Genomic DNA, 11,443 nt, shown 5'->3' with positions numbered 1-11,443 from the left:
CGTGATTATAGGATGGGGCTGTTGCCGGAGGATTCCGTGCGACATGGCAAACAACCACGATCCGGTCGAGAAAGCCTTCAAACCTTTACGATTTATTAGACCGCGCAACCGCTCCTATCAGCTTGTTCCATAGCGAGCGGTTTTGGTTTCCCGCTAGCGATCAGCCGCTTGGAAACGGCTGTCGGTGGAATCGGCCGCGGCACTCTGGTACACTTAGAAGAATAGCAATGGACAAAGGGTGGCGGATTAGAAGATGACAACAATAACGCGTGCAGACGTTGAACTGCTCGCGCCGGCAGGCGATTGGGACTGCATGCGCGCGGCGGTGGCGAATGGCGCAGATGCGATATTTTTCGGCGTGGAGAAGTTCAACGCGCGGGCAAGAGCGAATAACTTTCAAATGAGCGAGCTGCCAGAGATCATGGCGTTCCTGCACAGCTACGGCGTAAAAGGGTTTCTCACCTTTAATATATTGGTGTTCGAAGACGAGCTGCGCGAGGCGAAGCAGCTGATCGAAGCGTGCATTGACGCTGGCGTCGACGCGGTGATCGTGCAGGATTTGGGGCTGGTAAAGCTCATTCGCGAGATGTCGCCGGATTTCCCGATTCACGGTTCGACCCAGATGACGATCACGTCGCCGGAGGCCGTCGAATTCACCAAGCCGTTTCATATGGAACGCGTGGTGCTGGGCCGGGAGAACAACCTGAAGCAAATTAAGACGATCGGCGATCAGGCGAAGCTGCCGATGGAAGTATTCGTGCACGGCGCCCTGTGCGTGTCGTATTCGGGTCAATGTTTGACATCCGAAATGTGGGGCGGTCGCTCGGCTAACCGCGGCGAGTGCGCGCAGGCATGCCGGCTGCCGTACGACCTGATGGTCGACGGAGAGCACAAGCCGATGGGCGATGTGGCCTACTTGCTGTCGCCGAAGGACTTGGCCGCGATCGACATTATGCCGGAGCTGATCGAAGCGGGCGTCACCTCGTTCAAAATCGAGGGCAGACTGAAGAGCCCGGAATACGTGGCGAATGTGGTGAGCAAATACCGCGCCGCGATCGACCGATATTTCGACGGCGATCGGTCGGCCCCGTCCAAGCAGGAGATCGAGGAGCTGCAGCAGAGCTTCTCGCGCGGGTTTACCCACGGCTTCTTGAAGGGCACGAATAACAAAATGCTCGTCGAAGGGACGTTCCCGAAAAGTCGCGGCGTATATCTCGGACGCGTCGAGCGCGTGCTTCGCGACGCGGTCGTGTGCCGAATCGAAACACCGCTCAAACGCGGGGATGGCATCGTGTTCGACGCCGGGGACCCGACCAAGAAAGAAGAAGGCGGCCGGATTTACGATTTGCGCCGGCAAGGCGTGAAGATCGAAGGAGAAGCGCAGGACGGCACGCTGCTCGAGATCGTGCCGGGACGCAATGACGTCGACCTGCGCAAGGTGCATGTCGGCGACCGGATTTGGAAGACGAATGATCCGGCGCTCGACAAGCGGCTGCGCGCCACGTTCGAGACGGAGAAGCCGTATCGGGTGTTCCCGCTTCGGGTGAAGGTGCTTGGTACGCTCGGCCAGCCGCTCAAGACGTGGTGGACGGATGTGGACAAAGGCACGACCGTGGAGGTCGTCTCCGAGCTGGAGCTGGAAGCCGCGCAGAAGCGTCCGATGGATATCGCGCTGCTCGAGGAGCAGTTCGGACGCCTAGGCGGCACGCTCTATCAATTGGACAAGCTGGACGCCGAACTCCAAGGCGACCTGATCGTGCCGGTTCGCGAGCTGAACCGAATGCGGCGTGAGGCGGTGGAGCAGCTGGCGGGCGAACGTCCGAAGCCGCCGGTATACGTGAAGCATGAGGTCGACGTATATGCCGATGCCGAAGCGCGCGAGCGCAGGGTCGTCCTGCCGATGCCGACATCCCAGGCGGCGGCATCCCGCCTGACGGCGCTCTGCCGGACGCTGCCGCAGGTCGAAGCGGCCGTTCGCTCCGGCGTGGGGATGGTCTACGCGGATTTCGAGTTTATTAAGCAGTTCCCGGCAGCGCTAGAGATCGCGCGCCAAGCGGGCAAGCCGATCGCGCTGGCCACGCCGCGCATCCATATGCCGGGCGAGAACGGCTACCACGCCAATATTCTGAAGCTGGCGCCGGATGCGGTGCTCGTTCGGAATACGGGGGCGTTGTATTACTACATGCGCGCCCGCGCGGAACGCGGCGGAGAAGGGTTCCCGCGTTTGATCGGCGACTTCTCGCTGAATATCGCCAATCATAAAGCGGCGGATTTGTTCCTCGAAGCGGGCTGCGATTTCGTAACGCCTTCGTACGACTTGAACGTACAGCAAATGTTCGACCTGCTGGGCCGCTCGGACACGTCCAAAATGGAAGTGGTCATCCATCAGCATTTGCCGATGTTCCACACGGAGCACTGCGTGTACTGCACCTTCATGAGCGAAGGGACGGATTACACGAACTGCGGCCGGCCGTGCGAAGAACAGCGTGCTTCCCTCCGCGACCGGATCGGCATGTCGCATCCGGTGCGCGTCGACGAAGGTTGCCGCAATACCGTGTACAACGCCATCGAGCAATCCGGCGCCGAATACTTGCGTCAATTCGCGGATCTTGGCGTAGGTTCCTTCCGCATCGAATTTTTGGAAGAGACCGCCGAGAAGGTAGAGGAGGTCATCGGTCTTTATACCGATGCGCTCAGCGGGCGTATTAACGGCACGCAAGTTTGGAGAAGTCTGAAAGCGATCAATCAGCTCGGCGTGACGCGCGGACAGCTGGTGAAATAGCAACGAGAGAAACGGGGGCCGAGGTCCCCGTTTTTTTGCGTTCAGAAAGCAAGACTTTAGCGCGACAGGCAGGTATTTTGGCGTATGGAAGCGAAATAGAGGAGAGATTACAATGACAATCGAACGTGGGGAACCAACGATGGAATATAATGGAAAATTATCCCAAAACGCGGATGCATGGACAGATAGCGTATTATCGCTGGAACGAGCGATATTGGACGGCAGGCGCGTATCGGCGGACATGTTGGCCGTCATACCGGCCGCCATTCGGAATAGCTCGCCTTTGCTGCTGCAAGCGGAGTGCGAGGAAGGGCTGCTTCAAGGGCGTTTGGGCGATGCGAAGCGGTTGATCGAAAGCGCGCTGCGGGCGTTCGCCGCGCAAGCGAACGAGCAGGCAATGCTGACGCTGATGGGGATGCTGGGCCTATTGTATCAGCAGGTTGGGGATCGGTCGGATTCCACGCCCGTGATCGATTTCTTGCGGACGGAATGGGCGCATTCCGGACAGGCGTGCAGCGGCTTCGTGCCGTGGGCGCTGGCGCGCGCGTTGGCGGGAGGCGGATTGGGCGAACAGGGCGGCTTAACCGCGCCGGAGGAGTTGTTTCAGGCGGCGGCGTACCGGTTCAGGGAAGAGGGGAAGCCGCTGTGGGCGGCGATCGTCATGCTGGAGCGGCTGTTGTATGATCCGCAGCGCGATGCGCTGGCCGATCCGGAATGGCGATTGCTGCTGCAGTGGCTGGGCCGCAGTCTAGATGACACCTCGCTCGGAGAAGCGTTGAAAGAGACGCTGAATGCGGGCGGCAAGCCGAAGGATGAGACGATCGAACTCCTACCGGCGAGATACGTCTACTTAGTTAACGCGATCTGCTTCGGTCGAGCGAATCGAAGGCCGCCGCGCTCCCTCGATGACGATATCGAAGTGCAGTTTTACGCGGCGGCCGCGGAGCTTCGCAGAGGCTTGCAGCGTGGGGACGATTCGCGCGCGAGAGAACTGTTTCAGGCTGTGGAAGGGTATGCCGCGCTCGTGTCTTCGCCGGAGATCAAGCGCCGCTTGATCGAATTGGAGGAGCTGCGCATACAGTCGATCCGGGAAGAGGCGGCCGAGTCGGCGAGAACGCAGCCGGATGCCGAGGAGCAGCAGAAATTGGCGGAGCAAGAGCCGCCGTCCGTGCCGGCAGATCGGCGCTGGCGGGTTCAACTGATCGACGGGTTGCGCTTCAGCGCCGCGGACGGTCAAGTGGCCGAGCCGGTATGGAAGCGCCGCAAGGCGGGAGAATTGCTTGTTTATCTGCTGCTCCAGCCTGCCTACAAAGCCAATCGCGAGCAGGTGCTCGAGCGCGTATTCGGCGAAGGCGAATCGGCCAAACAATCGAACCAGCTTTACGTTACGCTGCACGATTTGCGCCATACGCTTCGCGAGATGGGAATGTCCGATCCGGTCTACGTCAAACGGGGCGTAATCGGGTTGGACGAGCAGATTATCGAGCATGTAGACGCGGAGGCGTACATGACGTTGTCCAGGGTCGGGGATCAGCTGTGGAACGATGACCGGGAAGCGGCCTGCCGCCTCTATGAGGAAGCGCTGCCGTTGTACGGCCAGCTGGCGACGGAGCTCCCGAACGTGGAGTGGCTGGAGCGCACGCGGGAACAAATGCTGGATAGGCAGACGAACATGCTGAAACGGCTGGCGATTTACTATACCGAGCTTCGGGATGAAGTGAAGGCCGAGCAAGCGCTAAGCGAATGGATCGGGCTGCGTCCGAAGCAGGAAGAAGCTTATGAAGCGATGATTCGCCACTGTCTGGCTAAGGGACACCGGGCCGAGGCGATCGGTTGGTACAAGCGCCTCGAGCGCATGTACGAAGAAGAGTTCGGTTCCGAACCGTTGGAAGAGACCAGACGCCTGTTATGGAACTGATGCGGCGATCCTTGAGGGATACGATGTCGCCCGCAATGTCCATAGCGTGGAGACGGTTGTATATGAGGCTGTTCGCGGCCCAAACCGCGGCGGTACTGGCAGGCCTCTTGATATTTACCGTCAAAAATCATATCGTGTCGCATCGGCTCCTTCCGCACGTCGAAGGCGAAGGGATGCCCTACCCTCTCGTCGTCGTTTCATTGATCATCGCGGCGCTCGGCATTCATTTAGCCTGGCGGCTCCACACGGTCAAGCGGCTGTTAGGCCAACGAGCGAAGGCGCATTCGGCGGTCTGGAGGCTGCTCCGCTATCCTTATCAGATTTCGGCATCGATGTTAATCGCGGGCCTAGTCAGCAACGGGGTGTCCGTTGCGCTTGGCGTGGAAAGGGATCGCGTTCAGGCTTACGCGGACATTCTAACCGGCGGTATCGGCATGTCGCTAACGATGGCGGTCCTACTGTTCGTCGCCGTGAGAGGCGTGCTGCGAGAGACGGTGCTGCAGCTGCGAAGAGAGCATGGGAGCGACCGCAGCCTCCCCATAATCTGGCCGCTGTTGACCACCTACTTGGGCATGTTCCTAGCCGCGATGTTGAATGTGCTGCAGCTTATGCTGATCCAGAGCAATCAGCCCGGCACCCTCGACTCGGGAGCTTTTATAGGCGCGGCAGCGATCGACGCGGCGCTGGGCTTGTCGCTGGCCGTCTTGGTGACGACGCGATTTCGCGTCGAATTTCGCCGCATGATCCGCAGTCTGCGGGAACTAATCATGCACGAGCATCCGGGGGCGCCCAGAGCGAAGGGGGACCTGGAGGGCGTGGCGGGCGATTTAGCGCACGTGTTCCATGAACTTCAGACACGCGCAAGGCAGCGATACGAGCAGTTCGAACGGGAGCTGCGGCTTGCCAACAAAGTGCAGCAGAAGCTGCTGCCTCCGGGCGATATGACGATCGGCTCCTACCGGATCGCCGCGAGAAGCCGGCCATTCCATGAGGTGGGAGGCGACTTTTTCGACGTGCTCAGCTTGGGGCCGAACCGGTTCGCCATCATGATCGGCGACGTATCGGGCAAAGGCGTTCCGGCGGCGCTCTTGATGTCGGCGCTGCTGATGCTCTTTCGCGCGGAGATCAGGCGCAATGGGAATCCGGCCGAGGTGATGATGCGGATCAACGAGGAGCTGTGCGAGGCGCTCGGCGAAGAAGGGGCGGTCACGATAGGCATTGGCGTCGTCGATTCGGTTCATGACACGCTTCAGTATGTGAGCGCCGGCCATCTGTCTCCGTATATCGTAAGCGAGTGCGGCAGCATCAAGGCGTTGGATTGCAGCTCGCTTCCCATCGGCATCGATCCCGAGACGCAATATGAGTCCATGGTGCTCAAGCTTCAGCCTGGCGATCAATTCGTGCTCTATACCGATGGCTTGATCGAAGCGATGGATGAAGCGGGACGGATGTACAGCTTCGACGGGTTGGAGCAGGAATTGGCGCGGTGGGGGCCGGGCCTCGACTTGCCGGAGCGGGTGGACGACTGGCTTGGACGCATGGATGCCAAGTATGCCAAAGACAACGACGACCGTACGATCGTCGTGCTGGAGCTTGTTCACGCCTATTGGCTTCAGGCGGCCGAGCGTGAAGCGGCAGCCGCCCTGCACGGCGCCTTGTTGGACGAGCTGGCGCCCAGCCGTTTTTATGCGCATGACTGGATGCTGGGCAGTGCGGAAGGCACCGAGCGGATGGTAGCGGAGCAAGTGGGCATGTTGGTGTCGACGTTTTGGCCGGAGACCGTACTCGGCGAGGACGTGCAGAGCGCCGTGTCAGAAGGAATCATGAACGCGATGGAGCATGGCAATCGGCGGAGGCCGGGTTCAGTCGTCGCCGTGCAAGCGCAGGTGGGCAGCCGGATTACGGTCATTCGGATCTACGACAGCGGGGGAGGCTTCTTCCCGCACGTGGCGCGCAACGAGGAGGAAATGGCCCGCAAGCGGGAATCCGAGGATCCGCGGGGCTGGGGGCTGGTGCTCATCGACGCGTTATCCGACTATTGGGCGACAGGGCGGGACGAGCGGGGCTTTTACCTCGAAATTTATTTTATGCGTAAAACGCGCGCTTAGCGCGCACAACAAAGGAGGCGACGGTAGTGCAACAGCCATTGGTCATCGAGAAGCGTCAGTTTCCCGGGGGCTGCGTCATGCAGCTTAGGGGCGAGCTGACCCGTGCATCCGAGCATGAAATATTGGACGGATTCGCAGCCGAATTCGCCAGCGAAGTGCGTTATTTGGTTTTGGATTTAACGGGGATTACCTATATCAACAGCGGCGGCATGGCCGTACTGATCCGATTTGCGCGGACAGCCAAGAAGGCCGGGATGCACACGTTCGCATGGGGGATCACGCCGCATTACGAGAAGCTGTTCCGGATGGTCGGCTTGACGGAATGGATCATGATGTACCCGAACGAGTTTTCCGTGATGCAGCGCATCGAATCGTTGTAAGCGGCATCCTTGGGAAGCGCAACTTAGAAAGGAATGCGATGATTAACATGCAAAGCGAAATTTACGCCGAATGGCGGCACGTCTTCAAACTCGATCCGGAGCGGGAAATCTCGGATGAAGCGCTGGATGCAGTCTGCATGTCCGGCACGGATGCGATCCTCGTCGGAGGATCGAGCGGCGTCGATTACGACAACACCGTGGAACTGCTGTCGCGCATCCGCCGCTACGAGGTGCCGTGCGCGCTCGAGGTGTCGAATATAGAGGCGGCCGTACCGGGCTTCGACTGGTATTTTATCCCCCTCGTCCTGAACACGCGGCGAGGCGAATGGATCGCGGGCAATCAGATCGAGGCGCTGCGTAAATTCGGTCCGTTCGTCCCCTGGGAGATGACTTCCGCCGAGGGGTACATCATATTGAATCCGGACGCGGAAGCAGCCAAGGTAACCGGAGCGGACGCGATACAGGATGCCGAGGGCATCGCCGCGCATATTTACATGGCGGACAGGCTCATGCGGCTTCCGGTGGTGTACATCGAGTACAGCGGTTCATTCGGGGATATGTCGCTCGTAGATCGAGCCGGCAAACTGCTGACGGGCGCGCGATTATTTTACGGCGGCGGGATCGACGGTCCCGAGCGAGCGGGCGAAGCAGCCGCGCTTGCCCATACGGTCGTGGTCGGCAATGTCGTGTACGACCAACTGGACGCTGCGCTCGCGACAGTCGCCGCCGTCCGCCGAACGGCCTGCAAACTAAAGCAAGCCTAGCCAGCGATTGATAATACATACAGCTCCCCATCATCGGATCGATAAGCCAAGACAGCCGAGCAGGGGGCTGTTTTCTTTTTCATGGCGCTGTTGCGGTACCCAAATGGCAGCGTGCAAGGGATATTGACGCAATCAGCAGCCTCACGCCTCTCCGATTATGCCGAAACGCATATGTCGCGCGGGCGATTGCTGAAGTCCTGCCAAATGTCTGCAAAACCCAGAATCAAATTGACACCGCAGGCGCGGTTGTCTAGACTGGGAATAGGCGAACAAATGCGAACAAAAGGAGCTTTATTCCTCATATGTTAAACGAATTCAGTATCGAACAGGCGGTGCAGAAACTGAATCCGCCGCAGCGGGAGGCCGTGCAGGCCACCGATGGTCCGTTGTTGATTATGGCCGGAGCGGGCAGCGGCAAGACGCGCGTGCTGACGCACCGGATTGCGTACTTGATCGAGAAGCGCCGCGTAGCGCCATGGAGCATTTTGGCGATCACGTTTACCAATAAAGCGGCAAGGGAGATGCAGCAGCGCGTTTCCGCGCTCATCGGGCCTTCCGGCCATGATATCTGGGTATCGACGTTCCACTCCATGTGCGTGCGAATCTTGCGCAGAGACATCGGACGGATCGGATTTTCGCAGAGCTTCTCGATTCTCGATTCGGCCGACCAGCTGTCGGTCATCCGCAACATCATGAAAGACATGAACCTCGACACGAAGAAATTCGAGCCGAAGGCGGTTCAGGCTAAGATCAGCGCGGCGAAGAACGAGCTGCAGACGCCCGAACGGCTGGAGAATAAGATCGGCGACTATTTCGACGGCATCGTGGCCAAAGTATACGCGTCCTACCAGAAGCGGCTGAAGTTCAACAACTCGCTCGACTTCGACGATCTGATCATGAAGACGATCGAACTGTTCACGGATGTACCCGAAGTATTGGCCTTTTATCAGAATAAATTTCGTTTTATCCACGTGGACGAGTATCAGGATACGAACCGCGCGCAGTATATGCTGTGCAAAATGCTGGCCGATCAGCATCACAACATTTGCGTCGTTGGCGATAGCGACCAGTCGATCTACCGCTGGCGGGGCGCGGACATATCGAACATCCTCAATTTCGAAGAGGATTACCCGGAAGCGCGGACCATTATGCTGGAGCAGAACTATCGCTCGACGTCGAACATCCTGAACGCGGCCAACGCGGTCATCAACCTGAATACGGGTCGCAAAGCGAAGAAGCTGTGGACCGACCGGGGTGAAGGGGAGCCCATCACCGTTTACCAGGCGGAATCCGAGCACGAAGAGGGCTATTTCGTCACCGGCGAGATTCAGAAGAATATCAAGCAGGGCAAGAAGTACGCTGACCACGCGATTTTGTACCGGACGAACGCGCAGTCCCGCGTAATCGAGGAAACGTTGATCAAATCGGATATCCCGTACCAGATCGTCGGCGGCATCAAGTTCTATGATCGCAAAGAGATCAAGGATTTGCTTGCTTACCTGCGGTTAATTTCCAACCCGGACGACGATATTAGCTTTGAGCGGGTCGTCAACGTGCCGAAGCGGGGCATCGGCGATACGACGGTCGCCAAGCTGGCCGATATCGCGGGCTCGCGCGGCATTTCGATTTTCGCGCTGCTGGAAGAGCTCGACTGGATCGACGTGACCGGCAGGGCGCGTACGGCGCTTCGCGAATTCCGCGACATGATTTCGAATTTGACGCAGATGGTGGAGTATCTTTCCGTGACGGAGCTGACCGAGAAGATTCTCGAGATGAGCCAGTACCGGCTCGAGCTGCAGCGGGAGAATACGCTCGAATCCACGGCGCGGCTCGAGAACATCGACGAGTTTCTGTCCGTGACGCAGGACTTTGAGAAGCGCAACGACGACAAGTCGTTGGTTTCGTTCCTTACCGATCTGGCGTTGATCGCGGATATCGACTCCGTCGATAAAGACGAACCGGAAGGCGGCGTGAAGGACGCGGTCATCCTCATGACGATGCACAGCGCCAAAGGTCTGGAGTTCCCGGTCGTGTTCATCATCGGCATGGAGGAAGGCGTATTCCCGCACAGCAGGGCCTTTATGGACAACGAAGAGCTCGAGGAAGAAAGAAGGCTGGCGTATGTGGGCATCACGCGGGCGGAGAAGCAGCTGTTCATGACCTGCGCGCGCGTACGCACGTTGTTCGGACGGACGAACGCGAACAAGCCCTCTCGATTCCTGGACGAGGTGCCGGATGAGCTGAAGAAGGATGCGTCCATGTTCGGCCGCGCAAGCAGCCGTCCGTTGAACGGCGGATTTGGCGGGGGCAGGAGCAGCGCATCGGGCGGCGGATCCGGCTTTGGATTCCGCGGCGCGTCGGGCAACGCCGTTTCTCGACCGAGCACAGGTGCCTCGACAGGTGCCCCAAGTGCGGGAGGCGTTCGGGTGACGACGCCTGCGGACGCCGCTCGCATGGCTTCCGGAGGCGCGACATCGGGAGGCTCCAAAGACTTTAAGGTGGGAGATCGCGTGTCGCACGGTAAGTTCGGGGTCGGGACGGTCGTATCGGCGAAAGGCGCGGGCAACGAAATGGAGCTCAATATCGCGTTTCCGGCTCCGGTCGGCATCAAGAAGCTGCTGGCCAGCTTTGCTCCGATCACCAAAGTAGAATAAAGCAGGTACTGCATCATAAGAGAGGCGCTGGCAATGGAAGTAGACGCGGGCGTCTCTCTCTTTACATAACGAAGCAGGCAATTTATACGGATTTAGAAGAGAGGCGGATTAGGCGATGGTGCAAGGACAAGGCGCGGAACCGGCGCAGCTGGCGCGCATGCGCGAGTTGGCGGCGTTGATCGAGGAGCATAATTATAACTACTACACGCTGGATACACCTACGCTGAGCGATAAGGAGTACGACGCGTTATATGATGAGTTGACCGGTTTGGAGACGCTGACGGGCGTCATACTGCCGGATTCCCCTACGCTGCGCGTGGGCGGCGATATATTGAAAGGATTCGAGCCTCATCGTCACCGGGCGCGGCTGTGGAGCTTGGATAAAGCGCAGGACAACGAGGATCTGTTGGCATGGAACGCTCGCGTCCGCAAGGCGATTACCGACTATAATGCCAAAAATCCGGAAGGCGTTCCGCTTCCCGATCCAAGTTACGTTGTCGAACTGAAGTTTGACGGCCTTACGCTTAACTTGACCTACGACGACGGTCGGCTTGTCCAAGCCGCCACAAGGGGCAATGGCGTTGTGGGGGAAGGCATCTTGGCGCAAGTGAAGACGATCAAGTCGATCCCGCTGACGATCCCGTTTTCGGAGGGAATTATCGAAGTGCAAGGCGAGGGCATTATGAACCTGTCGGTGCTGGAGGCGTACAACCGGACGGCGGCGGAGCCGCTCAAGAATGCGCGCAATGCCGCAGCCGGAGCGCTTCGCAACCAGAATCCGCGCATCACGGCCGAGCGCAAATTGAACGCGTTTTTCTATAATATTGGCTACGCGGA

The 11,443-nt window shown here is 59.0% G+C and carries 7 protein-coding genes (1 of these 7 running past the window's edge); all 7 read left to right on the top strand.

The window, feature by feature from the left end; all coding sequences use genetic code 11:
- The first annotated feature begins 253 nt into the window (after positions 1-253).
- Entirely contained in the window at positions 254-2,782 is a 2,529-nt protein-coding gene (locus ACFSKT_RS27695; protein ID WP_377720683.1) for a U32 family peptidase, read from the top strand.
- Between the two features lie 112 nt (positions 2,783-2,894).
- Complete coding sequence (locus ACFSKT_RS27690) at positions 2,895-4,700, top strand: AfsR/SARP family transcriptional regulator (RefSeq protein WP_377720684.1); 1,806 nt, start codon at positions 2,895-2,897, stop codon at positions 4,698-4,700.
- A gap of 62 nt (positions 4,701-4,762) precedes the next feature.
- Entirely contained in the window at positions 4,763-6,808 is a 2,046-nt protein-coding gene (locus ACFSKT_RS27685) for an ATP-binding SpoIIE family protein phosphatase (RefSeq protein ID WP_377720685.1), read from the top strand.
- 26 nt (positions 6,809-6,834) lie between these two features.
- Positions 6,835-7,188, top strand: coding sequence for an STAS domain-containing protein (locus ACFSKT_RS27680; RefSeq protein ID WP_377720686.1), 354 nt, complete (start codon positions 6,835-6,837; stop codon positions 7,186-7,188).
- Between the two features lie 47 nt (positions 7,189-7,235).
- Positions 7,236-7,952 carry a heptaprenylglyceryl phosphate synthase gene (pcrB, locus tag ACFSKT_RS27675; RefSeq protein ID WP_377720690.1) on the top strand — a complete coding sequence of 239 codons (717 nt, stop codon included), beginning with the start codon at positions 7,236-7,238 and terminating at the stop codon, positions 7,950-7,952.
- A gap of 302 nt (positions 7,953-8,254) precedes the next feature.
- Complete coding sequence (pcrA, locus tag ACFSKT_RS27670; RefSeq protein ID WP_377720687.1) at positions 8,255-10,606, top strand: DNA helicase PcrA; 2,352 nt, start codon at positions 8,255-8,257, stop codon at positions 10,604-10,606.
- Positions 10,607-10,721: 115 nt separating this feature from the next.
- Positions 10,722-11,443: the beginning of an NAD-dependent DNA ligase LigA gene (gene ligA, locus ACFSKT_RS27665; RefSeq protein ID WP_377720688.1), read on the top strand. 1,312 nt of this gene lie beyond the right edge of the window; the window shows 722 of its 2,034 coding nt (coding positions 1-722); its start codon is at positions 10,722-10,724; its stop codon lies beyond the right edge, outside the window.

Origin of the sequence: Paenibacillus xanthanilyticus (genome assembly GCF_042682185.1) — a bacterium.
Taxonomy (GTDB): domain Bacteria; phylum Bacillota; class Bacilli; order Paenibacillales; family Paenibacillaceae; genus Paenibacillus_Z; species Paenibacillus_Z xanthanilyticus.
Note: the sequence above shows the minus strand (reverse complement) of the source record. Positions and strands in the feature narration are given on the sequence as shown.

Excerpts from the sequence above, each read along its gene's own strand:
- ACFSKT_RS27695 (WP_377720683.1), top strand. The coding sequence starts at position 254 with ATGACAACAATAACGCGTGCAGACGTTGAACTGCTCGCGCCGGCAGGC.
- ACFSKT_RS27690 (WP_377720684.1), top strand. The coding sequence starts at position 2,895 with ATGACAATCGAACGTGGGGAACCAACGATGGAATATAATGGAAAATTA.
- ACFSKT_RS27685 (WP_377720685.1), top strand. The coding sequence starts at position 4,763 with ATGAGGCTGTTCGCGGCCCAAACCGCGGCGGTACTGGCAGGCCTCTTG.
- pcrB (WP_377720690.1), top strand. The coding sequence starts at position 7,236 with ATGCAAAGCGAAATTTACGCCGAATGGCGGCACGTCTTCAAACTCGAT.
- pcrA (WP_377720687.1), top strand. The coding sequence starts at position 8,255 with ATGTTAAACGAATTCAGTATCGAACAGGCGGTGCAGAAACTGAATCCG.